The organism is Acidobacteriota bacterium, from assembly GCA_028875725.1.
In the GTDB taxonomy this organism is placed as follows: domain Bacteria; phylum Acidobacteriota; class Thermoanaerobaculia; order Multivoradales; family Multivoraceae; genus Multivorans.
In genome coordinates this window covers 13,000-35,079 of sequence record JAPPCR010000007.1, presented here as the reverse complement: position 1 = coordinate 35,079, position 22,080 = coordinate 13,000, and the positions used below count along the sequence as shown (strand labels likewise).

The window sequence follows — 22,080 nt, the reverse complement described above, 5'->3', positions numbered from 1 at the left end:
GGAGCCGGCCTGACGGCCAGCGGCCGCAGCCCTAGGGCTCCTGGTTGGACTCCGTCTGCTGCTCCTGCGCCTGGAGCATCTCGACAACGCGCTGGGTCAGGTCGACCCGGGCGCTGGCGTGGAGCACGCCGCCGATGCTGGCGTTGAGGATCAGGTCGTAGCCGTTCTCGTCGATCAACTGCTGAACGATCGGACGCAGGCGTTCGTTGATCTGCTGCAGCGTTTCTTCCTGTCGCTTCGCCGCGCGGCGTTCGGCGTCGTTGGCCAGGCGCTGGGATTCGCGTTGCAGGTCCTCGATCTGGTGCTGGATGCTCCGCAGTTCGTCCGGCCCCCTGCCGGTGGCGCTCTGGCGCAGCGCCTCGACGCGGCCGGCGTTGGCTTCCAGCGCGGTCCGCGTCTCCGTCTCGATCTGCTGGAGGAACTCCGCGAGCGCTCTCCCTTCACGAGCTTCGGCGACGACTAGTTCGACGTTGATCGAGGCAACGCGGGTTGCCTCCTGGGCGTGGAGCGCCGGCAAGACGGCGGCCGTCAGGAGGGCGGCGAGCGAGCAGACGATGAGGCGGCGACTGGTCATTTGGTCTCTCCACCGGGGGTGTAGATCGGCATCGGGAAGGGCGTCACTTTCCGGCTCTCCGGCCGCTCGACGTCCCGTATTCGGGCGGTCCCCTGCTTGGTGACCTGGTCGATGCGCAGGACGGAGTGCATGGGCAGGTAGGTCCGCTGGACGCCCTTGAACTCGCGCTGGAGCCGTTCTTCCGAGGGGTCGACGACGACCTGGGTCTTCTCTCCGAACACGAGTTCGCCGATCTCGACGAAGCCGAGCAGGCCGCCCTGCGAGACCGAGCAGGCGTAGACCTCGTAGATCTCGCCTTGACTCACGAAGGTCACCCGGTAGATCAGGTCGTCGGGCACGGGCTACTTGGGTTGCTGGAGTTTGGCGAAAGCGGCCGCCATCACGTTCAGGCCGCTCGATTCCTTCTGGCGCTGGCGGTACTTCTTGTAATCCGTCTTGGTGCCGCCGAGTTGCGATCCGAGTGGCGCCAGACCCAGGCGGCGACGCTTCCGGTCGATGCTCTCGATCATTACCTTGATCTCGCGACCGGGGTGATACGCGCGCCGGGCCAGGTTTCCGTCGGCCCCCTTCACCGCCGACATCGGCAGGAGCCCGGTGAGCCCGGGCTCGAGTTCGACGAAGATGCCGAAGCGGGACACCTGCTCCACCTTGCCTTCGACCTCGGCACCCTCGACGTACTGCTTGCCGAGATCCTTCCAGGGGTCGCTAGCCGGCACTTCGCGCAGCGAGAGGGCGATCCGCCGCCGTCTCGGGGCGACTTCGACGACCCAGCCCTCGATCTTTTCCCCGACGGCGAACTCCGGCGCGCTCATCGACTTGCCGATGGGAAGCTGGGAGGTGTGAATGAGGCCGTCGAGGCCTGGCGCCAGTTCCACGAAGAGACCGAACTCGCTGTGCCGGACCACCTTGCCCTTGAACTGTTCGCCGGCGGTGAAGCTCTTCGCCGTCTCCTTCCAGGGGTCGGCCTCCAGCGCCTTCATGGACAGCGAGATGCGCGAGCTGCGCTTGCCGTTCTTCTTCTCGATCTTAGTCACCACGGCTTCCACGCGCTGTCCGACCTTCAACAGGTCGCCGGGCTCTCCCGACCGGGTCCGGGAGATCTGGGTCCGGTGAACGAGGCCGCCGATTCCGCCGCCGAGATCGACGAAGGCGCCGAAGTCGGTCACCGAGGTCACCTTGCCGCTGACGGGCTCGCGGGATTCCTGCTTGGCGCGAATCTCGTCGAGCGCGCGCTTGCGCTCGTTGCGGATCGCGGGTCGCCGCGTCAGCACGATCCGCCGCCCCGCCTCCTTGATCTCGAGGACGTGGAAGGTGTACGTGTTGTTCACGTACTGCGCCGGCGGTTTGGGCCGGTTGCCGAGTTCCATCAGCGATCGCGGACAGAACGTCGTGACGCCTTCCGAGACGATGTGGAATCCGCCCTTGTTCCAGCCGATGACCTTGCCCTCCACCGGGTTCTTCGCTTCGAGGGCGGCGGCGAAGGGAACAGCGGACGGTGCCAGTGGCGCCGGCTCTTCGACGGCCGCTTCTGCCGCAGCCGGCGGCTGCGCTTCGACCGGGGTATCAGCAGTCGGCTGTTCCGCGGTCTCCGCTTCGACGGCTGGCGGCAACTCGACCTCGGCTTCAGACCGCGGCTGCTCTCCCGCCTCGGCCTCGGTGGTCGGCTCTTCTTCCGCTTCGGCGGCGGGCGCGGTTTCCACGTCGGGCTCGCCCTGCACCTCTGTCGCGGCTGCTTCGATCAACTCTGTTTCAGGTTCGACGGGAGGAGTCTCTTCCGGCGTTGCCGCCACGGTTTCGGCGGGCGCGGCCTCCACCGGCGCGGCCTCCACGGCGGCTTCATCCTCCGACGGCGGCTGAGCGAGCGCGTGATCGTTCGTCTCAGTCATGGTGAGGAGGAGGAGAAGGGGCCGCGGCTTCGGGGCGCGGCGGCGGCGTTTGGCCGGAGGGAGATTGTAGCACCGCGACCAAAGAGAAGGGCCCTGCCGAAGCAGGGCCCTTGAGTCGTGGGTCCGGAGACCGGGTCAGGCGATGTCGATCTTCCTCGCCTTCGCCTCCTCGGCCTTGGGGATGGTGATGTTCAGTACCCCGTGCTCGAACTCGGCACTCACCGCCGAGACGTCGACGTCGCTCGGCAGGTTGAAGCGCCGCGCGAAGCGGCCGTAGACGCGCTCGACCCGGTCGGCGGTCGCGCCCTCGTGGCCGGCCTGGCGCTCGCCCGAGAGGGTCAGGGTGTGGTCCTCGACCGTGAGATCGATGTCGGCCTTGGTCAGGCCGGGGAGATCGACGGCGAGACGGTACGCCTCGTCGGTCTGGGTGAGGTCCGCGGCCGGCCACCAGGTCATGGCGGCGGACTCGGCCCCGTCGTGGCCGGCCACGCGGTTCAGGACGGGCGGGAAGAAGTCGTCGAGCAGCGCCTTGCCGAAGAGCGGCTCGAAGGCCCCGATCAGGGGACGGTGAAACGGAGTGTGGCGAATCAGGCTGCGGGTCATTGTGGTTGTCCTCCTTGAGGTTGATTCGTTCGATCCAGGCGCCGGCGCTGGTTTCTGCTGCCGACGACTCAGGATTATGAGTCAAGAAGAAGCAGATGTCAATTATCTGACTGCGAGAAAGTCAACTTTCAGTTCGGCACCGTTACGCCGGTGACGGCGCCCAGCGTAGGGCCGATCTCGGCGTGGAGGACGAGGTCGGCGATGCTGTCGAGGTCGGTGGCTTCGCGGTTCAGGATGACGAGCCTGGCGCCGCTCTGCTTCGCCAGCGCCGGGAAGCCGGCCGCCGGATAGACGACGAGCGAACTGCCGATGGCGAGGAAGAGGTCGGCGGCCAGCGTCGCTTCGTGGGCGCGGCGCATCGCCTCTTCCGGCATCGCTTGGCCGAAGGAGATCGTGGCCGTCTTGATGATGCCGCCACAGGCGTCGCCGGCCAGGTTCTGCCGTGAGCAGACGGGCAGTTCCTCCCGCTCTCTGAAGGCGGCGACGATGGGCCCGAGCTCGTAACGCTTGCGGCACTCGAGGCACGCCGCGTAGGTCGCGTTGCCGTGAAGCTCGATCACCTCGTCGTCAGGGATTCCCGATTCCTGGTGCAGGCCGTCCACGTTCTGCGTGATCACGGCGAGGAGCTTTCCCATGCGCCGGAGCTCGGCCAGGGCCAGATGACCGCGGTTCGGCTTCGCCTGGCCGATCGTGCGGTCGCTACCGATCTTGCGCCGCCAGGATTCGCGCCGTGCGTCTTCCGAGGCCATGAACTCGCTGAAGTCGATCGGCCGGTACTTGGTCCAGATTCCGCCCGGGCTCCGGAAGTCCGGGATGCCGGATTCCGTGCTGATTCCCGCGCCCGTGAACGCGACGATCCGGGATGCTTCCTTGAGCATGTGTTGGAGGTCCTGTAGCTGGTTCATAGCGTTTTGCGCCTCGCTTCGTAGATCAGGCGTTCGAGCTCCTGCGCTTGGCTCATTCGTGTCTCCAGGTTTCTTTTTCGACCGGCTCGGCGAGTCTACGGACTGTTCTCTACCGACCGGTCGGTCTGTTACACTGCCCGCCTGCCCATCGCGAACTGGGCCCGCCATGAAGCTGGATCAAGCCGGCCACGCCGGAGGATAGAGGGTCAGTATGTCTTTTCACGCCTTTTCCGGGACCGACACCTACCTTGCATCGCCCGAACTGAGGGACTCGGTGAATGTCGCCTCGGCTCTCGAGAAGCCGCTCCTCGTGCGGGGCGAGCCAGGCACCGGCAAGACGGTGCTCGCCGAGGCGATCGCCGAGAACCTGGTCATGCCACTCCTGACCTGGAACATCAAGTCGACGAGCAAGGCCCAGGAGGGCCTGTACGTGTACGACACGGTGCAGCGGCTGAACGACGCCCGCTTCGGCGACAAGGACATCACCGACATCTCGCAGTACATCAAGTACGGTCCCCTCGGCCAGTCCTTCCTCGCGGACCAGCGGGTGGTCCTGTTGATCGACGAGATCGACAAGGCGGACATGGAGTTCCCGAACGACCTGCTGCACGAGCTGGACCGGATGAGCTTCTTCGTCCACGAGACGGGCAAGCAGCACTCCGCGAAGTTTCGCCCGATCGTCGTCATCACGTCGAACAACGAGAAGGAACTGCCGGACGCCTTCCTGCGCCGCTGCGTGTTCCACTACATCGCCTTCCCGGACAAGGCGGAGATGGAGGACATCATCCGTGTCCACCACCCGGACGTCGAAGCCGAGTTGCTGCGGCAGGTGCTGCTTCGGTTCTACTGGCTCCGCGATCTGCCCGAGCTGCGCAAGAAGCCGTCGACCAGCGAGCTGATCGACTGGATCGCCGCGCTGCGCCGCGGCGGCGTGAGCACGGAGTCGATCGAGAGTGAGCTGCCCTTCCTGGGTGTGCTGATGAAGCGGGAGAACGATCTGGAGGCCGTGATGGCCGCCCACCGCAGGGGCCGCGTAAACTGATCCCCGTCCACGAGGCTTGACCAGAGCCCGAACCGATGTTCGTCGACTTCTTCTACCACCTGAGGGGCTACGGCCTGAAGGTGACGATCACCGAGTGGCTGTCGCTGATGAAGGCGCTGGCGATCGGTCACAGCCGGGCGGACCTGCACGTCTTCTACAACCTGGCCCGTTGCCTGATGGTCAAGCGGGAGGCGGACTTCGACAACTACGACCGCGCCTTCGCCTCGTTCTTCATGGGCGTGGAAAACCACTTCGACATCAGCGATGAGCTGCTGGAGTGGCTGTCCAAGCCGGAACTGCCGCGGGAGTTGACGGACGAGGAGCGCGCGAAGCTTGAGGCGCTCGACCTGGACGAACTCCGCGAGCGCTTCAAGGAACTTCTCGACGAGCAGAAGGAGCGCCACGACGGCGGCAACCGCTGGATCGGGACGGGCGGGATGTCGCCCTTCGGCCACGGCGGCGAGCACCCGACGGGGGTTCGGATCGGCGGCGCCGGCGGCGGCCGTTCGGCGGTTCAGGTGGCGACCGACCGCCGCTTCCGCAACCTGCGCTCGGACCGCATCCTGGACACCCGGCAGATCGGGCTGGCGCTGCGCCGGCTGCGCAAGCTGGACAAGGACGAGGGACCCGAAGAACTCGACATCGACGAGACGATCGACAGCAGCGCCCGCAACGCGGGTGAGATCGACCTCGTGTTCCGGCCGCCCAAGCGCAACCGGATCAAACTGCTGCTACTGATCGACGTCGGCGGTTCGATGGACCCGCACACTCTGCTCTGCGAGCGGCTGTTCTCCGCCGCGCACAAGGCGAACCACTTCAAGAAGTTCGAGTTCAAGTTCTTCCACAACTGCGTGTACGAGAACCTGTACACGGACATCAGCCGCTGGAAGGGCGAACCGACCTCCCGGATCCTGAAGCGCCGGGACCACACGTGGTCGGTGTGCCTGGTCGGGGACGCCTGGATGAGTCCGTACGAGCTGACCCACACCGGCGGCGCGATCGACTACTACCACACGAACCAGGTCACCGGCCTCGACTGGCTCCGCAAGTTCCGCGACCGCTGCCCGAACTCGATCTGGCTCAACCCGGAACCCCGGCGCATCTGGAACGCGCCGACCATTCACCTGATCCGGCAGGTGTTTCCGATGTTCGAGTTGACCATCGACGGTCTGACCGAGGGCATCGACGTGCTCCGGGGCATCCGGCCGAATCGCGCTCTGGCCGCCTGAGCCGGGCGACGCCTCGCGGTCGCGCCGCCGCGACGCCGGAATGACGGCCGGATCCGAGGGGTTACACTGTCCCAATGGACGACAAGCCTACCGGCGGGGACCAGCCGGAGGAGCACGAGCCGGATGTTGGCGGTCCGCGCTTCGATCTGCCGCTGGACCTGAGCGGGGAGAGGAGCGGCCCTTCGGAAGAAGAGCCTGCCGAACGTTCCGGCACGGTGGCGGTCATCGTCATCGCGGCCGTGATCGCGATCGGCGCGGCAGTCGTCCTCTGGTGGTGGTACACGAGTCGCGGGGCTGGCGCGAACGGCGAAGGCGCGGCGGAGGCCCCGGCCGCCGCCGTCGAACCGGCGGTCCCCGAACCGGCGGCCGAATCCGAAGCGCCCGCCGCGTCGACGGGCCCGGAACCCGAGCCTCCACCGGACCTCGCGGGGAGCGACTCCGTGGTTCGGGAGATCGTCGGCGCTCTGTCCAGACACGCGGAGTGGGTCGCCTGGCTCGCGCCCGAGGAGCTGGCGATCAGCTTCGTGCGGTCGGTGGGCGCCGTGGCCTACGACGAGCCGCCCCAGAACGGCCTGGAGCTGCTACGGCCCGAAGACGGCTTCAGCGTCGTCCGGCGCGGGCAGCGCTTCTATCCGGCGGGGACGAGCTACCGCCGCTATGACCTGGCTGTTGAAGTGTTCGATTCGATCGACGTGGCCGGTGCAGCCGGCGCCTACGAGCGGCTTGAGCCGCTGCTCGAGCGGGCGCACGACGAACTCGGGTATCCGGGCGAGTTCGGCGACACGCTCGAACTTGCCGTGACCAAGCTGTTGGCGACGCCGATTCCGGACGGGCCGCCCGAGCTTCGTCTGCGGGTGATCAGCTTCGAGTACGTCGATCCCGGGCTCGAGGGTTTGAACCCGGCTCAGAAGCTACTGCTGCGCCTTGGGCCGGAGAACGGCGAGCGGGTACGGTCCAAGGTCAGGGAACTCTACGGGGCGCTCGAGTAGCGGGGTTCAGGGCCCGGCGCTGGGCCTCGGCATACCGGGGCAGCATCGCGTCATGGATCGCCGCCGCTTCCGGCCGGGGCTCGGCCGAGGGACCGGGTTCGCCCGCGGGCGGCAGCGGGCACGGTCGCCGACCGGTGGCGCGCAGGGCGGCGCCGAGGGCGGCGCCGTCCGATACCTCGAGGCTCTCGACGCGACAGCCGAGAACGTCGGCGGCGATCTGCAGGAGTTCACGGTTCCGCGAGCCGCCGCCGGTGGCGACGATCCTCGTCGGCCGGGTCGCCATCCACTCGGAGTTGAGGCGCATCGCCAGGAACTGGCCTTCGACCACTGCCCGGCAGTTCCGGGCGGCATGTTCGGGCCCGTCGGTTAGTCCGCCCAGCCGGACGACGCGGGGCGACGCCACGCGCGGCACGATCTCGGGCTCGAACCAGGGCAGCATCATCAGCCCATCGTTCCCCGGCGGCGTTGCCCGCAGCGCGGCGTCGAAGCCCGGCCAATCCAGGCCGTACCGGTCCCGCACCGCCTCGCGCGCCAGGGAACCATTGCGGAAACAGACCAGGCTCATCGGGTGACCGTTCGGTGCGATGAACACATGGCCGTTGGCATCCGGGTCGACGGCGACGGCTTTCAGAAGCCCGAAGTACGTGTCGCTCGTGCCCAGACTGAGGACCGCTTCGCCCGGTTCGCGAACGCCGACGCCGACCAGGGAGCAGGGATTGTCGCCCGAGCCGGCGACGACCTGGGCGTCGGCCGGGATGCCGTATCTGGAGACGAAGTAGGGGGCGACGTTCCCGACGATCGTCCACGGCGGACAGGGCGGGGCCAGCCTGCGGTCGAGACCTTCGGCCGTCGCAGTCATCGCGGCCTCGGACCATTGAAGCCGCCGGATGTCGAGCAGGTTCATGCCCGAGCCATCGCCGTGGTCGATCGGCGCGAGCCTGCCGGCCAGTACGGACGTGACGAAGGAACTGACCAGGCAGACATGAGCTGTGTCGGCCCATGCTTCCGGCTCGGTCCGGGCGAAACGACGGATCTGGGGGCCGGTGAAGCGCTCGAAGGTGTCGCTGCCGGTCAGTTCGGCGGTTGCGGCGGCGCCGCCGAGTGCGTGCCGGATATCAGCGCACTCGCGCGCGGTCGAGGAGTCGGTCCAGATCGGTGCTTCGACGCGGGACAGGACGGACTCGATCTGTTCGCCGAGCCTTCGGTCCGCGGTCAGAGACTGAAGGACAACCTCTGCGCCTGGTCGGAGGTAGACGGAACCGTGCTGCTGGCCGGACACCGATACGCCGCGGATATCGCGGCAGGCCTCGGCACCCAGCTTCTCGAACGCCAGATCCAGGGCGTCGAGCCACATGCACGGCGGTACCCGGCCGACCGTCGGATCATCGTTCGGAAGCTGGCCGTTGACGGTACCGTACGCCGGCAGTTCCGAGTCGTAGTGGACTCCAACGCGGCAGACGATGCCTTCCGCGCGATCCTCGCCATCGCCATCCGGCTTCGGCGCCTCCACCATGATGGCGGTCAGGCTCTGGGTGCCGACGTCGATCCCGAGGTAGAAGGCGCCGCCGCTCACTCGATGCGTGTGCTGTACAGGTAGTCGTTCAGGATGCTCTCGAGCTCTTCCTGGCGGCCGCTCGTCTTGGGCGGCTCGCCGAGGCTGCCGGCCCACTGCTCGAGCTCCTCGAGGGTCGTGTCGCCGGCGAGCGCCTTGCGTCCCAGGCCGCGGCGGTAGCCGGCGTAGCGCTGGCGGATTCGCTTGCCGGCCAAGCCGAGCACGCCGTCCTTCCGGATGCGCTCGACGATCAGCAGCGCCCTGGCGAAGATGTCCATCGAGGCGACGTGGGCGTAGAACAGATCGACCGTGTCGAACGATCCCCGCCGGACCTTGGCGTCGAAGTTCAGGCCGCCCCAGCGGAGCCCCCCCTGGCCGCGGATGATGAGCAGCGCCAGGACGCACTCGCGCAGGCTCATCGCGAAGTTGTCCGTGTCCCAGCCGACGCCCTCGAGGCCGCGGTTGATGTCGACGCTGCCGAGCATGCGGGCCCCCGCCGCCGTCGCCAGCTCGTGCTCGAACGAATGGGTGGCCAGGGTCGCGTGGTTCGCCTCGACATTCAGCAGGAAGTCGTCCGTCAGGTCGAACTCGCGCAGGAAGTTCAGGCAGTGGCCGCAGTCGAAGTCGTACTGGTGGACCGACGGCTCCTTCGCCTTGGGTTCGAGAAAGAACTTGCCCTTGAAGCCCTGGCGGCGCGCGTAGTCGACGGCGAGCCGCAGGAAGGCGGCCATCTGCTCGCGCTCGCGGCGCATGTCCGTATTGATCAGGGACGTGTAGCCCTCGCGGCCGCCCCAGAACACGTAACCAGTGCCTCCGAGTGCGATCGTCGCGTCGATCGCGCGGCGCACCTGGGCGGCGGCGTGGGCGAAGACGCGGGGGTCGGGGTTGGTCGCCGCGCCGTGCGTGTAGCGCGGGTGGCCGAACAGGTTGGCGGTGCCCCAGAGCAGCTTGACGCCGGTCTCCCGCTGCCGGATCCTGGCGAGTTGGACGATCTCCTCGAGGTACTCGTTGCTCTCGGCGATCGACCGGCCTTCCGGGGCGATGTCCCGGTCGTGGAAGCAGTAGTAGCGCACGCCGAGCTTGGTGAAGAACTCGAACGCCGCGTTCAGGGTGCGGACGGCGACCTCGATCTCCGTCGGCGCGTGGTTCCAGGGCCGGTCGTACACGGGATCCGGCCCGAAGGGGTCCTGGCCGCCGCCCTTGAAGGTGTGCCAGTAGGCGACGGCGAACTTCAGGTGCCGCTCCATCGTCCGGTTGCCGACCTTCCGGTCGCGGTCGTAGTACTTGAACGCCAGCGGTTCGTGGCTGTCCGGCCCGTGGAAGGGGATCGGCTTGGTGACCTCGGGGAAGAAGGGCGTCATCTCGGGGCTCGCTCCGCGTTTCGTCAGTTGTCTTCGAAGGCGGCGTCGAAGGCGATCTCGGAGGGGGCGAAGTCGAGCGCCCTGACGAACTCGGCCGCTTCGGCGGCGCCGTGCTCGCGGTCCATGCCGGAGTCCTCCCACTCGACCGAGAGCGGACCGGCGTAGCCGATGTCGTTCAGTGCCCGGATGATCTCCTCGAAGTCGACCGAGCCGCGGCCTGGCGACCGGAAGTCCCAGAACCGGCGGTGGTCGCCAAAGTTCGTGTGGCCGCCAAAGACGCCGCACGGTTTCGGCTGGTCCGACCACCAGGCGTCCTTGATGTGGACGTGGAAGATCCGGTCGCTGAAACGGCGGATGAAGTCCACGTAGTCGACGCCCTGATAGCCGAGATGACTCGGGTCGTAGTTGAAACCGAACGCGGGGTGGCCGCCCAGAGCCTCGATTGCGCGCTCGGCGCTCACCGTGTCGAAGGCGATCTCGGTCGGGTGGACCTCCAGGCCGAAGCGCACGCCGAGCTCCCGGTAGGCGTCGAGGATCGGCGTCCAGCGGGCCGCGAAGTTGGCAAAGCCGTCGTCGATCATCGAAGGCGGCACCGGCGGGAAGGAGTAGAGCAGGTGCCAGATCGGGCTGCCGGTGAAGCCGTTGACGACCGAGAGCCCCAGGGCCTTCGCGGCTTCCCCGGTACGGATCATCTCGTCGGCGGCGCGCTTGCGAACGTCTTCCGGATCGCCGTCGCCCCAGACGTGGGGAGGCAGGATCGCCTCGTGGCGGGCGTCGATCCGGTCGCAGACCGCCTGGCCGACCAAATGGTTGCTGATCGCGTGGAGCTCGAGATCGTTCGAGGCGAGCAACTCACGTCGGGAAGACGCGTAGGCTCGATCGCAGCGATCGACCTCCACATGATCACCCCAGCAGGCGAGTTCCACGCCGTCATAACCGAGGTCTCGCGCCAGGGGGCAGAGCTCGGCGACGGGCAGGTCGGCCCACTGGCCGGTGAACAGGGTAACGGGTCGGGCCACGGTGCGTCTCCTACGGGTTACTGCCGCGTGAGGCCGGCATGCTGAGCCACTTCTGGTCGCAACAGCTGCTTGCGACGACGGTCTCGATGAACTGCATTCCGCGCAGGCCGTCGTACACGGTGGGGAAGTCGAGCATCGTCGCGCCGGGCTCGACGCCGCGACGGCGGCAGTCGAGCGTCTGCGCGAAGTTCCGGTAGAGGTTGGCGAAGGCCTCGAGGAAGCCCTCGGGATGGCCGGCCGGCAATCTGGTGTGTGCCGCCGCGTCGTCTGAGAGCCCCTGGCTCGATGTGCGCAGCACCTCGCGTGGCCGGTCGAGCCACTTGAGGACCAGGGTGTTCGGTTCCTCCTGGTACCACTCCAGGCCGCCCAGCTCGCCGTAGACGCGGATCGCCAGGGCGTTCTCCTCGTCGATCGAGATCTGGGAGGCATAGAGGACCCCCCGGGCTCCGTTGTCGAAGCGGAGCAGCACGTTGCCGTCGTCCTCCAGCAGGCGGCCGTCGACGAAAGTCGTCAGGTCGGCGCAGAGCGACTCGATCCGCAACCCGGTGATCGCCTCGGCCAGGTTCTCGGCGTGCGTCCCGATGTCGCCGATGCAGCAGGAGATCCCCGCCCGTTCCGGGTCCGTCCGCCAGTCCGCCTGCTTCTGACCCTCCGACTCGAGCCGGGTGGCGAGCCAGCCCTGGGGGTACTCGACGACGATCTTGCGGATCCTGCCGAGCTGCCCGCTGCGGACGCGGTGACGGGCCTCCTTGACCATCGGGTAGCCGGTGTAGTTGTGGGTCAGGCCGAAGACCAGACCGGTCCGCTCGACGAGCTCGACCAGGGCTTCGGCCTCGGCCGCCGATTTCGTCATCGGCTTGTCGCTCATCACGTGGAAGCCGGCTTCGAGCGCCGCCCTGGCGACCGGGAAGTGCATGTGGTTCGGGGTGACGATGGAGACGAAGTCCATCCGTTCGGCCGGGTCCCGGGCTGCCTCGCCCGCCATCATCTCCTGGTACGTGCCGTAACACCGTTCGGGCGGCAGGAACAGGTCTGCGCCGGAGGCCCTGGAGCGTTCGGGGTCCGAGCTGAAGGCGCCGCAGACGAGTTCGATCAGGCCGTCCAGGCCGGCCGCCATGCGGTGGACGGCGCCGATGAAGGCGCCCTGGCCGCCGCCGACCATGCCCATGCGGATTCTCCGTTCCATCGCGCGCTCCCTGTTCGTGCGATCCGGGAGCGTACCGCAAAGGAAGGCGCGTTTGGCGCTACTCGGCCGACGCCAACTGGGCCCCTTCTTCGATCGCGTACAGCTCCGAGCGGGTCGCCACGTAGAGGACGCCGTCCTTGGCGAAAGGTGTCGTGTAGACCGCCCCCTCCATGAACACCTCGTTGATCAGGTTCTCTTCGCGACCGGTCGCGAGGATCGCGACCTCGCCGTCCTCGTCGCCGATGTAGATCTTGCCGTCGACGACGAAGGTCGAACCCCAGATCGCCGCGTAGGTGTGGTGCATCCACTGGAGCTCGCCGGTCTCCTCGTCGAAGCAGTAGACGTGGCCCGAGAGGTCGGCGATGTAGACGAGGCCGTCGTGAACGGCCGCGGTCGACATCGTTCGCTGGAAGTCCTCACCGCCGACGTGCCAGATCGTGCCCGTCTCCGTGATGTCGCCGGTTCCGGAGGCGTCGATCTTGTAGAAGTGTCCGGGACCCTCGCCGTGCTCCGGATCCTGGCCGACGCCGATGTAGACGACGTCGTGGTGGAAGACCGGGGTGGAGATGATGTTGTTCCGGGTGCCCTTGCCGCCGAGTACCCACACCGAGTCCTTGGGGTTCGTGTCGAAGGTCCAGATGAGTTCACCTGTGTCCGGCGCGAAGGAGTAGACGACACCCTCGCCGCCCGGGATGACGATCTGCTCGCGCCCGCCGGCGGCGCCGGCTGCAGGATTGGACCAGGTCCCGTGGAGGATGCTCTCGCCCGGGTGGGCGCTCTCCCACACCAGTTCGCCGGTGTGCTTGTTCAGCGCCACGAAGCTCGGACCGAGCGGAGAGGGGATGTTGATGTGCCCCTCGTCGACGCCCTGGCCTGTGGTCGCGACGACGACGTCGCCGACCACCAGGGGCGAGCCGGCGGCGAGGTTGTGAGGGAAGACGTCGAGTTCGGCGATCGTGTCGTAGATCCAGAGGATGTCGGCGTCCATTTCGTGGCCGTACTGCTCGTCCTGCATGCCATCGTTGCCGTCCGCGAAGCCGTCGACATCGACCGCCACGAACTCCCCCCGGTTGGAGACGTAGTAGGCGACGCCGTCCTCGATGTAGGGGGTCGAGCAGATGCCCTGAAGCGGCCAGTCGTTGACCCGCCCGGCCGGCAGCTTGTCGTGCGTGGCCTGCCAGAGCAGCTCGCCGTCGCTCTCGCGGAAGGCGATGAGAATCCCCTTGTCGCCGGCGATGCCGGGACGGCGTTCGCCCTCGTTGTTCGTGCCGACGAAGACCTTGCCGTCGTAGATGATGGGCCCGGCATAGGTCTGGGAGCCGAGCTTCTGCTTCCACTTGATGTTCTTGCCGGACAGGATGTCCCAGTCCGTCGGGACCCCGGTCTCGGTTGACACCATGTTGCGCGAAGGGGTCAGACCGAACATGGCCGGCGGGTCTTCCGCCAGCGCCGCAGCGGCTCCGGTCGAGATCAGGAACGCTGCTACAACGGTCCCCTTTTTCATGCTCTGCTCCTCGGGTTCAGTGGATACGTCTTGCCCTCTTGGCTGTGCCCATCGGTTGCGCGTCAGGTGCTCAGTTGCTGGTGATCCGAACGTTGTCGTAGGAGACGACGGACGGCGAGTAGCCGAGAAGACCCGGCGAGCCGTTCCGGATCGGGTGCGGATCCTCGGCCGTGATGGTCCACTCGGCCGGTTCCTCCTCGTCGCGCGGCCATACCTTGCCCCGGATCGAGGCCGTGTCGCCGTCTGCTTCGACCTGCAGCTTCATCGTGTACCAGCGGTCCATCTCGAACTCGTAGTCGGCCTTCTGCTCGACCCGTAGCTGGGCCGACCAGGAGCGGATCTGGAGGCGCTGGTGGATGCCCATCATGTCGAGGATGTAGCCGGAGTTGATCAGGCCCGAGTCGGAGCGGCGCCGACCCTTTTGCGAGTTGCGGACATCGGCCTGAATCGTGTAGTTCCCCAAGGAGGGCGGTCCGAGCAGGAGCGGCGAGCGCAGCAGGCCGCGCTCGGCGACCGGCTTGACCAGGATCGTCTGGCCGTCTTCCTCGGCGATGTCGTACCGGCCGCCGCCGATCCAGTAGCCCTGCTTGCCGCCGGAGAAGTCCTCCGTCCAGGGCAGGGGCGGGAAGACACGGATGCGGGCTTCGGCTTCGAGCCCGCCACTGCTTGCCACCAGGGCGCCGGCTTGGAAGCCCGCGTCGTCGGCGAACCGAAGGGTGCTGCCCGTAAGATCCGCCTCGATCCCCTTGAGCGACCAGTCGGCTTCTACCGCGCCCAGCGGCCGGCCGAGGGCGTCGAATGCCAACACCTCGAAGTCGTGGCTCTCGCCGGGGTTGGCCCTGACTTCGGCCGGCACCACGAGCAGGGTCGCCGGCGGCCCTTCGGCTTCGCCCTCATCGCCGCGGCTCGGCAGCGGGGAAGCCGTGACCTCGAACGGCGCGTCCTTGTCGCCCAGGCAGTAGACCCCTTCCTCCGTGGTGAAGTAGATGCGGCCGTAGGCGATGGCAGCCGAGCCGTAGAGCTCGGCGTAGCGGCCGTCCGGCACCTTCAGTTGGTGCCGGGCGAGAATCTCGGCGCTCGTGTCTCCGGGCTGGACGATCGCGAAGTGGCCGTTCGTCTCGCCGGCGTAGATCTTGCCGTCGGCCCATACCGGCGACGCCTTGCCGACCGTGCCGATGCTGAGTTCCCAGAAGACCTCGCCGGTTTCCGTGTCGACCGCGGCGAGGTTGCCGGAGTTGTTCACCACGTAGAGGCGGCCATCGTGGATGGTTGGCGACGGGAACCCGGCCTTGTTCCGGTTCCACCGCCACAGTTCGCCGGTGTTCGTGATGTCGCCGCTCAGCGTGCCGTCGATCGCGAGGACGCGGCCGAGGGTGCCCTCGTCGATGTTCTCCTCACTGTGCGAGATGAAGACCCTGCCTTGGTCGTCGACCACTGGCGAGGAGTTGATTCCCCGTTTCGAGAGGTTGAACCCCCAGACCTTCTTGCCGGTTCGGGCCTGCAGGGCGTAGATGTGCCCATCGGCGTTGCCGGTGATCAGCAGACGCTGGTTGTTGATCACGGTCACGATCGGGATCGATTGCGTGTTCCGGTCGTAGATGGTGCCTCCCGGCGTCGACATCCACTGCACTGCGCCGGTTCGCTTGTCGAAGGCGTAGTAGCGATGCCGGGGGATGCCCTGGTTGCCCCAGCTCCCGTTGTTCATGTTGACGATGATCAGGTCTTCGTCGATCACGGGGGACGCGGTCCTGCCGCCGTAGCCTTCGAAGCGTCCGTGTTCTTCCTTCAGTGACCGGGACCAGACCAGGTTGCCGTCGCGGTCGTGGCAGAGGAAGAGGCCGCTGACGAGCTGGGCGTAGGTGTAGCCGGTCTCGGGGTCGCCGGTGAGCGAGGCCCACCCGACTCGGTTCATCGCGACGGTCGTCAGGTAGAGGTTGTAGCGGTTCTCCCACAGCGGTTCGCCGGTACCGGCGTCGAACGCCGCGATCACTGCCTGCTCGTGGACTCCCGTGCCGGCGCGGCCGTTGACGAACACCCGCCCGCCCATCACGACCGGTGTCGAGCGGGCGATGAAGTCCTGCCGCCAGACCAGGTTCTCGCCCTCCGGGCTCCAGGTGTCGATCAGGCCTGTCTGGGGCGAATAGCCGTTCTGGTAGGGCCCCCGCCAGGAGGTCCACTCCTCGGCCTGCAGCGATGCGGCGGCCAGCGTCAGAAGGGGCAGGAACGAACAGAACTGAATGCGATTCCTCATCTCGGCTCCTTGCCAGGGTCTTGGGAAGCGGACAGCGGCCCGCGCGCGGCGCACATTCTAGGCGGAATTCCCTCAGGAGGCGCGCTTGCGTCCTGCCTTCGCGGTGCGGCGGGCGATGTCGCTACTCGGCTTCCTCGCCTCCTGCGGCCTCCTGCGCCGCGGCCATCTGTTCCTGCCAGTTGGCGGGGTAGATCATCGCCATCAGGGTCGACTGTTCGGACTGATATTGCACCATCACGCCCTTGGGCATCCAGATGGCGTCGCCGGGGCCGAGTTCGTGGGCGTCCTCTCCGGAGAGGATCGTCAGGCTTCCCTCGAGGACGTAGAGGTACTCGTCGAACATCATCGGGCGCTGTGCCTGAGTATCGAAGTTGTCCAGGACCGTGACCGCGCAGTGCAGTATGTCGCTGACCGCGACCACCCCCGGCGCGCTGGCCGGCCCGACATCGGAACCGGTGTAGATGCCCGGTCCGAACTCGACGATCTGACGGTCGGCGGCCGCGACGAAGACGACCGGCTCCGGCTCGCCCTCCATCGACCAGTTCTCGTCCGCGGGCCGCCAGTCGACCGGATAGACGGCGACGAGGTTCGGAGCCATTTCGCCGGCTTCGAGCCTCTTGGCCACAGTGCCCCTGGGGATCCACAGACCGTCACCCGGACCGACCTCGAACACGTCGTCCTCCGTTTCGAGCGTCAGGACTCCACCTTCGAGGCCGTAGATGTACTCGTCGTAGGTGTAGACCCAGTCCTCGAGGAGGTAGTTCTCGTAGCGCGCGATGACGTTGCTCATCGCCGTGGTGCCCGCCACCGTGCCGATCGCGTTGGGATCGCCGACCTCCGTCGCCACCATCAGCGTGGGGTTTCCCGGAGTGAGTTCATGGAACTCGCGACTGTCTCCCCGGATGACGACGATCTCGCCGACTGGCGCCGGCACCTCCCGCACGGCGGGCGCTTCTTCCGGTGCTTCTTCCGCCGCTTCCTCCTCGGCTGGGGCGCAGGCAAGGAAGCCGGCGCCGAGAGCGAGAATGCTCATGGCCGCGATCGGGGTCGTCTTGAGAGAGTTGGTGAACATCGCGATCTCCCCTTTGAACTCAACATCCCCCAACAAATTTAAGAAATCCTAAGGTTCCGGCAGACGCACCGGAAGCGGTTCGGAGCCTTCCTGTGTCTTGGGGGAAGCGTGTCGATCGACCTTGTCTCGGTAACTCAGGAGGCTTCGCTCTACGGTTAGGATGGCTTTTCATAGTACTGAGCGCCCTGCAAGTGGTCAATATGACAAAGAAGCGAATCGTGCTGCGGCGCAGGCGACTGAGCGCCGTGGCTTCGGTGCTTGCGGTCACTTCGTTGCTCGCCTGTCAGCGAGAGCCGGCCCCGGTTCCGGAGCGCACCGCAGTTGCTGACAAGCGTGAAGCGACCGACCGGCCTGGCACAGGTACGGCCTGGACCGAAGCCGTCGGCGACCTGTCCCCCGAGACCTGGAACGTCGTCCTGTTGACGATCGACACGCTGCGCGCCGACCGTCTCGGCTGCTACGGCTACGCAGAAATCGAGACGCCGCAGCTCGACCGGTTCGCGAGCGAGGGCATCGTGTTCGAGAACGCGATGACCACTGTGCCCTTCACTCTCCCCGCGCACAGCTCGATCATGACCGGCGTCTATCCCCCGGTTCATGGCGTTCGCGAGAACGTCGGCTATGCGCTGGACGAGCGGTTGCCGACGCTGGCCGAGGATTTGTCCGCCACGGGCCGCCGCACCGGAGGCTTCATCAGCGCCTTCGTGCTGGACGGGAGGTGGGGAATCGACCGGGGCTTCGACCACTACTACGACGAGTTCAAGGTCCAGGACATGGGCATGTTGAACATGGCGTCCGTTCAGCGCGGGGGGCCGGAGACGATCGGGCAGGCCGAGGCCTGGCTGGATGAGGTGTCGGGCTCGCCTTTCTTCATGTGGCTACACCTGTTCGAGCCGCACGACCCTTACGAGGCGCCCGAGCCCTTCGCGTCGCGCTATCCGAAGCGGCCCTACGACGCCGAGGTGGCCTACACGGACACCCTGATCGGGCGGTTTCGCGAGATCCTCGAAGCCAGGGGATTGCTCGAGAGGACGCTGCTGGTCATCACCGGCGACCACGGAGAGGGGCTGGGGGACCACGGCGAGTACTTCCACGGCTTCTTCGTCTACGACAGCACGGCTCGGGTGCCGCTGATCGTGCGGTTGCCGGAGGCTCGGCTCGGCGGCCGCCGGGTGGAGGCGGCGGTGAGTCATGTCGATCTCCGGCCCACGATTCTCGACGCGCTCGGTGTCGAGGCGCCCGCCCCGCCTCCGCAGCAGGGCGGCCGCAGCCTGCTTCCGCTCCTGCTCGGCATGGAGGACGGCGAACGCTTCGCCTACATCGAGTCCTACTACTCGCTCTACCACTACGGCTGGGCGCCCCTTCGCGCCATCCACGCCGGCGAACTCAAGTTCATCGACACGCCGCAACCCGAGCTCTATCGCCTGGCCGACGATCCGGGGGAGACGGAGAACGTCGTTCGCGGCACGCGCGCCGAGGCGCGGGAACTTCGGAACCGTCTGTTGGGAATGATCCGCGACTTCGAGGGCTCCGGGCCGGGCGAGAGCGCGCGGCCCGACCTCGACCAGGAGACTCTCGCCCAACTCCAGGCACTCGGATACCTCGCCGGCAGTGGCAGCCGCACGGAAGCGCCCGAAGACCTCTCGAGTCTCGCCGACCCGAAGGGCAAGATCGAGGTCCACCGGGCGATCATGCTGGCGCAGAGCGACATCGGACAGGGGGAGACGGCGGCCGCCCGTGAGCGGCTGCTGGAGGCCATCGAGCTGGATCCCGGTGTCGTCGACGCCCAGCAGATGCTCGGCAACCTGCACCAGCGCGATGGCGACTACGAGGCCGCGATCGGCTACTTTCAGAACGCCCTGGCCCGCAACCCGGACCATCAGGCGTCCCTGATGGGCCTGGCCGATTCCTATCTCTGGCTCGGCCGGCCGGAGGACGCCCTGGTCGGTTTCGAGCGACTCCGCGGGCTCGCGCCTCACGACAGCAAGGCGGCGATCGCTTCTACCGAGATCCTGGTCAATCTGGGGCGTCGGGCCGAGGCCCTGGAAGTCGCCGAATCGGCTGCCCGGTACGAGCACGCTCCGGCGCTGGTTCACAACCAGCACGGCGAGTTGCTCGCACTCGCCGGACGGGTCGGCGAGGCGGAGGGAGCCTTCGAACTGGCCATCGAGGTGAACGACCGTCCGGTGCAGCCGCACTTCAACCTGGCCGTGCTCTACGAGGAGCGCGGCGAAACGGCGAGGGCGATCGAGCGCTACAAGGAAGCGCTGGCCCGGATGCCGTGGCACTACAGGACGCTGTTCAATCTCGGCCGGTTGCTGGGCCTTGAGGGAGACGTCGTGGAGCAGGAGGAGCTCTGGCTGGCTTCGGTGAACGCGAACCCGGAGTTCATCGAGGGGCACTACCTGCTGGCGAAGCTGCTGATGGATCAGGGCGGCGATCTGCAGTGGGCGGAGGAGTTGGTGCGCGCGGGTCTCGAGCAGGACGAGACGCACCAGGCGGGCGCTCTCGGCTACTTCGTCCTGGCCGACATCCTCAGTCGCCTCGGCCGCACCGGGGAAGCGATGGAGGCGCTGCGCTCCGGCCGGGATATCCAGGCGCGGCGCTAGCTTCTAGCGCTGGAACAGATAGCTGGCCTTGAGGATCAGTTGCCGTCCCTGTGTATGCCGCTCCCGAAGCGACGGCGCCGTCCAGTTCTCGTTGTAGACCAGGAAGATGTCGGCGCCGGGCCGGTAGATCCAGTGGAAGCGGATGTTGACGCCGAGATCCTCGGCGGTGTCGTTGTACTGGGCGATCATGTTGAGTCGCAGATCGGGCGTGAACGAGAGGTCGACGCCCTGGCTCCAGAGGTTGATCTCGAACGCGCCCTGCGGCAGCTCGACATCGTGGTGCGACCAGGTGGTTGAGGCGCGAACGAGGCGTGACAGGCGAAGACTGAGCTGCTGGCGCATCGAGACCCAGTCGCCGTCGTAGAACTCGCCCCAGAAGTTGAAACTCCGCAGGGACACCGATCTGGATAGGTCGGTGAGCATCAGCAGTTCCCAACTGTCGAACTCGAACAGGCCCGGCGGGATCACGACGCCGGGGAAGATCTCGAACGGCGCGAACAGTCGCTCCTTGGTGCTGGCGGCTCCGAACTCGAGGAAGTCGTTCGTCTTGAAGACCATGCCGATGGGATACACGATGGTCTCCTCGGTCTCCAGGCGTCCGTCGCTCGAGCGCTCGAAACGGCGGTGCGCGCCCTCGGCGTACCAGGAGCGGATGCCGGCCCGCTCGATCCGCGGCTGCCAGATGAAGCGCGGGTTGAAGAGGCGGAAGTTCTCGCGCAGCAGGAACCCGACGCCCGGATCGAAGTTCTGCTGCGATTCGATGAAGTCGAGCGACGTCGTCAGCGTGGAGCCCTGGTAGCCGACGCCTGCGCCGAAGGAGGCATCGTCGCCTTCGACACCCGGGCGCTCGCTGCGGCTCCAGTAGCCGTTGAGTTGAAGTAGCTGGGTGGGCTTGAGTTCGATGTCGAAGCCGTAGAGGTTCTCCGCCCCTCGTGCGGCGGGATCGCGCTGCGTGAAGATCGCGCCGACGCTGGAGCGCTGGCCGATGTTCCGCTTCACGCGGGCGACGGAGAAAGCGGTCTCCGGCACGCCGCGGTCTCCTACTTGAGCCTCTCCCGTGCCGACGCCGAGGACGCCGACGTTCCATTCGCCGAGCCGGCCGGTCAGGCGAGCCCCCAGGTCCATCGGCACCGTCTCGCCGCCGTCGAGGCCGATACGGCGCGAGAAGAAGGCCTTCATCAGGGCGGGCAGCCACGGCACTCTCTGGGGAGGGCCGAACTCGAAGATGCCGGCGTTCTCGAGAAAGAAGTCCCGCTTCTCGGGAAAGAAGAGGGAGAAGCGAGTCAGGTTCACCTGCAGGTCGTCGACCTCGACCTCGGCGAAGTCCGTGTTGTAGGTCAGATCGAGCGCGACCGACTTGCTCAGTCCCCACTTGACGTCGAGTCCGCCGTCGAGGTCGTTCGCCGAGGTACGGGTCGGAGGCGCTTCGGAGGCGGAACCGATCACGTACGGCTTGATGTCCAGGCTGCGCGAGCGCCGGAGCCCGGCGAGCCCCGTCAGCCTGCCGGCCAGGGAAACGCGGTAAGCCGCGTAGTGGGATACGCCGGACGTGGTGATCGGCAGGGTGGAACGCGGCAGGTAGGCCCAGTTCACCTCCTCGCTCTTGCGCCGGATGAGCCGCTGGACATGGAGCCCCCAGCGGTCGAGCGCCGGATCGAAGCGCAGGGTTGCGAAGGGAATCGCGATCTCCGCCGTCCAGCCGTCCGTCGTTCGCCGTGCCCTGACGGTCCACACGCCGTCCCACTCCGTGTTCACGTCACGCCCCTCGTCGGTGATCAGCGCATCGTGACGGGCGCCGTTCGGGTTCGTGGCAAAGGCGAAGGCGTTCCTGCCGTCGAGAAAGGTGTCGAAGACCACAACGAAGGAGTCGTCGGAGGCGAGCTCCGCGTCGCGCTCCATCTCCTTGGCGATGATCCTCTCGGGCTCCCGGTCGAACGCCCGCAGCGCCACGTAGAGCGTCGACGGGGTGTAGGCGATGGAGAACTCCGTGCGCTCGGAAGCGGGCGCTCCTTCTCGCGGTTCGCGTTGGCGAAATCCGTTGCCGACCTGAGCTTGCTGCCAGGCGGGCTCGTCGAGCAGGCCGTCGACCGCGATCGGCTCGTCGATGGCGAGCGCCGTGATCGAGGGGCGTTCGGCGAGATCGGAGTCGTCCTGAGCTACGGCCGGCAGGCAGAGCGTGAGCGCGATGAGGACGGCAGCCAGCCGGCCGGAGATCCTAGCGGAGCGATCGGTTCTGGCGCGGGTATGGACCGCAGAAGGGGCCGTGAACACGGGAGAATCGTCTAGGGCGCGGAAACG

17 protein-coding genes are annotated in these 22,080 nt (G+C 67.1%); 4 read left to right on the top strand and 13 right to left on the bottom strand.

The annotated features are described in order from the left end of the window. Nucleotides 1-31: 31 nt before the first annotated feature. The 5 genes from OXI49_10385 to OXI49_10365 form a co-directional block, all read right to left on the bottom strand. A complete protein-coding gene (locus OXI49_10385; protein MDE2690909.1) occupies nucleotides 32-574 on the bottom strand; it encodes an OmpH family outer membrane protein in 543 nt (180 codons plus the stop codon). Continuing rightward, nucleotides 571-912 carry a DUF1820 family protein gene (locus tag OXI49_10380; protein ID MDE2690908.1) on the bottom strand — a complete coding sequence of 114 codons (342 nt, stop codon included), beginning with the start codon at nucleotides 910-912 and terminating at the stop codon, nucleotides 571-573. Before OXI49_10380 ends, OXI49_10385 begins: the two co-directional genes overlap by 4 nt. A 3-nt stretch (nucleotides 913-915) precedes the next feature. After that, on the bottom strand, nucleotides 916-2,460 hold the full coding sequence (locus tag OXI49_10375; GenBank protein MDE2690907.1) for a S1 RNA-binding domain-containing protein: 1,545 nt from the start codon (nucleotides 2,458-2,460) through the stop codon (nucleotides 916-918). Between the two features lie 135 nt (nucleotides 2,461-2,595). Beyond that, nucleotides 2,596-3,063 (bottom strand): Hsp20/alpha crystallin family protein, encoded by a 468-nt coding sequence (locus tag OXI49_10370; protein MDE2690906.1) that lies wholly within the window; start codon nucleotides 3,061-3,063, stop codon nucleotides 2,596-2,598. A gap of 128 nt (nucleotides 3,064-3,191) precedes the next feature. Continuing rightward, nucleotides 3,192-3,941: a Sir2 family NAD-dependent protein deacetylase gene (locus OXI49_10365; GenBank protein ID MDE2690905.1), complete on the bottom strand. Its 750-nt coding sequence runs from the start codon at nucleotides 3,939-3,941 to the stop codon at nucleotides 3,192-3,194. A 238-nt stretch (nucleotides 3,942-4,179) separates the two neighbouring features. Between OXI49_10365 and OXI49_10360 the strand changes: the two genes are divergently transcribed. The 3 genes from OXI49_10360 to OXI49_10350 all read left to right on the top strand — a co-directional run bounded on the left by OXI49_10360 (nucleotide 4,180) and on the right by OXI49_10350 (nucleotide 7,228). Beyond that, nucleotides 4,180-5,010, top strand: coding sequence for a MoxR family ATPase (locus OXI49_10360; GenBank protein ID MDE2690904.1), 831 nt, complete (start codon nucleotides 4,180-4,182; stop codon nucleotides 5,008-5,010). Nucleotides 5,011-5,045: 35 nt separating this feature from the next. Beyond that, nucleotides 5,046-6,239 carry a VWA domain-containing protein gene (locus OXI49_10355; GenBank protein MDE2690903.1) on the top strand — a complete coding sequence of 398 codons (1,194 nt, stop codon included), beginning with the start codon at nucleotides 5,046-5,048 and terminating at the stop codon, nucleotides 6,237-6,239. A 74-nt stretch (nucleotides 6,240-6,313) separates the two neighbouring features. Then, on the top strand, nucleotides 6,314-7,228 hold the full coding sequence (locus tag OXI49_10350) for a DUF3014 domain-containing protein (GenBank protein MDE2690902.1): 915 nt from the start codon (nucleotides 6,314-6,316) through the stop codon (nucleotides 7,226-7,228). Here OXI49_10350 and OXI49_10345 read toward each other — a convergent pair. The 7 genes from OXI49_10345 to OXI49_10315 form a co-directional block, all read right to left on the bottom strand. Then, nucleotides 7,200-8,801 carry an FGGY-family carbohydrate kinase gene (locus OXI49_10345; protein ID MDE2690901.1) on the bottom strand — a complete coding sequence of 534 codons (1,602 nt, stop codon included), beginning with the start codon at nucleotides 8,799-8,801 and terminating at the stop codon, nucleotides 7,200-7,202. The two genes, OXI49_10350 and OXI49_10345, sit on opposite strands and share 29 nt — an antisense overlap. Next, nucleotides 8,798-10,141, bottom strand: coding sequence for a xylose isomerase (xylA, locus tag OXI49_10340; protein MDE2690900.1), 1,344 nt, complete (start codon nucleotides 10,139-10,141; stop codon nucleotides 8,798-8,800). The genes OXI49_10345 and xylA overlap by 4 nt, the downstream gene beginning before the upstream one ends. A 23-nt stretch (nucleotides 10,142-10,164) precedes the next feature. After that, the gene (locus OXI49_10335) at nucleotides 10,165-11,160 is read right to left on the bottom strand and encodes a sugar phosphate isomerase/epimerase (protein ID MDE2690899.1); all 996 of its coding nucleotides are present in this window, start codon (nucleotides 11,158-11,160) and stop codon (nucleotides 10,165-10,167) included. A gap of 10 nt (nucleotides 11,161-11,170) precedes the next feature. Further along, complete coding sequence (locus tag OXI49_10330) at nucleotides 11,171-12,346, bottom strand: Gfo/Idh/MocA family oxidoreductase (GenBank protein MDE2690898.1); 1,176 nt, start codon at nucleotides 12,344-12,346, stop codon at nucleotides 11,171-11,173. A 58-nt stretch (nucleotides 12,347-12,404) separates the two neighbouring features. Further along, the gene (locus OXI49_10325) at nucleotides 12,405-13,850 is read right to left on the bottom strand and encodes a PQQ-binding-like beta-propeller repeat protein (GenBank protein MDE2690897.1); all 1,446 of its coding nucleotides are present in this window, start codon (nucleotides 13,848-13,850) and stop codon (nucleotides 12,405-12,407) included. Between the two features lie 70 nt (nucleotides 13,851-13,920). After that, the gene (locus OXI49_10320) at nucleotides 13,921-16,101 is read right to left on the bottom strand and encodes a PQQ-binding-like beta-propeller repeat protein (GenBank protein MDE2690896.1); all 2,181 of its coding nucleotides are present in this window, start codon (nucleotides 16,099-16,101) and stop codon (nucleotides 13,921-13,923) included. A gap of 121 nt (nucleotides 16,102-16,222) precedes the next feature. Next, nucleotides 16,223-17,173: an AraC family ligand binding domain-containing protein gene (locus tag OXI49_10315; GenBank protein MDE2690895.1), complete on the bottom strand. Its 951-nt coding sequence runs from the start codon at nucleotides 17,171-17,173 to the stop codon at nucleotides 16,223-16,225. Nucleotides 17,174-17,373: 200 nt separating this feature from the next. Between OXI49_10315 and OXI49_10310 the strand changes: the two genes are divergently transcribed. Continuing rightward, a complete protein-coding gene (locus OXI49_10310) occupies nucleotides 17,374-19,782 on the top strand; it encodes a sulfatase-like hydrolase/transferase (protein MDE2690894.1) in 2,409 nt (802 codons plus the stop codon). Nucleotides 19,783-19,785: 3 nt separating this feature from the next. Here the strand turns inward: OXI49_10310 and OXI49_10305 are convergent, their stop codons facing one another. Next, nucleotides 19,786-22,053: a DUF5916 domain-containing protein gene (locus OXI49_10305; GenBank protein ID MDE2690893.1), complete on the bottom strand. Its 2,268-nt coding sequence runs from the start codon at nucleotides 22,051-22,053 to the stop codon at nucleotides 19,786-19,788. Nucleotides 22,054-22,080 lie beyond the last annotated feature (27 nt).

Coding starts and splice junctions, on each gene's coding strand:
- OXI49_10385 (MDE2690909.1), bottom strand. CDS start 574: ATGACCAGTCGCCGCCTCATCGTCTGCTCGCTCGCCGCCCTCCTGACG.
- OXI49_10375 (MDE2690907.1), bottom strand. CDS start 2,460: ATGACTGAGACGAACGATCACGCGCTCGCTCAGCCGCCGTCGGAGGAT.
- OXI49_10370 (MDE2690906.1), bottom strand. CDS start 3,063: ATGACCCGCAGCCTGATTCGCCACACTCCGTTTCACCGTCCCCTGATC.
- OXI49_10365 (MDE2690905.1), bottom strand. CDS start 3,941: ATGCTCAAGGAAGCATCCCGGATCGTCGCGTTCACGGGCGCGGGAATC.
- OXI49_10360 (MDE2690904.1), top strand. CDS start 4,180: ATGTCTTTTCACGCCTTTTCCGGGACCGACACCTACCTTGCATCGCCC.
- OXI49_10355 (MDE2690903.1), top strand. CDS start 5,046: ATGTTCGTCGACTTCTTCTACCACCTGAGGGGCTACGGCCTGAAGGTG.
- OXI49_10350 (MDE2690902.1), top strand. CDS start 6,314: ATGGACGACAAGCCTACCGGCGGGGACCAGCCGGAGGAGCACGAGCCG.
- xylA (MDE2690900.1), bottom strand. CDS start 10,141: ATGACGCCCTTCTTCCCCGAGGTCACCAAGCCGATCCCCTTCCACGGG.
- OXI49_10330 (MDE2690898.1), bottom strand. CDS start 12,346: ATGGAACGGAGAATCCGCATGGGCATGGTCGGCGGCGGCCAGGGCGCC.
- OXI49_10325 (MDE2690897.1), bottom strand. CDS start 13,850: ATGAAAAAGGGGACCGTTGTAGCAGCGTTCCTGATCTCGACCGGAGCC.
- OXI49_10320 (MDE2690896.1), bottom strand. CDS start 16,101: ATGAGGAATCGCATTCAGTTCTGTTCGTTCCTGCCCCTTCTGACGCTG.
- OXI49_10315 (MDE2690895.1), bottom strand. CDS start 17,173: ATGTTCACCAACTCTCTCAAGACGACCCCGATCGCGGCCATGAGCATT.
- OXI49_10310 (MDE2690894.1), top strand. CDS start 17,374: ATGACAAAGAAGCGAATCGTGCTGCGGCGCAGGCGACTGAGCGCCGTG.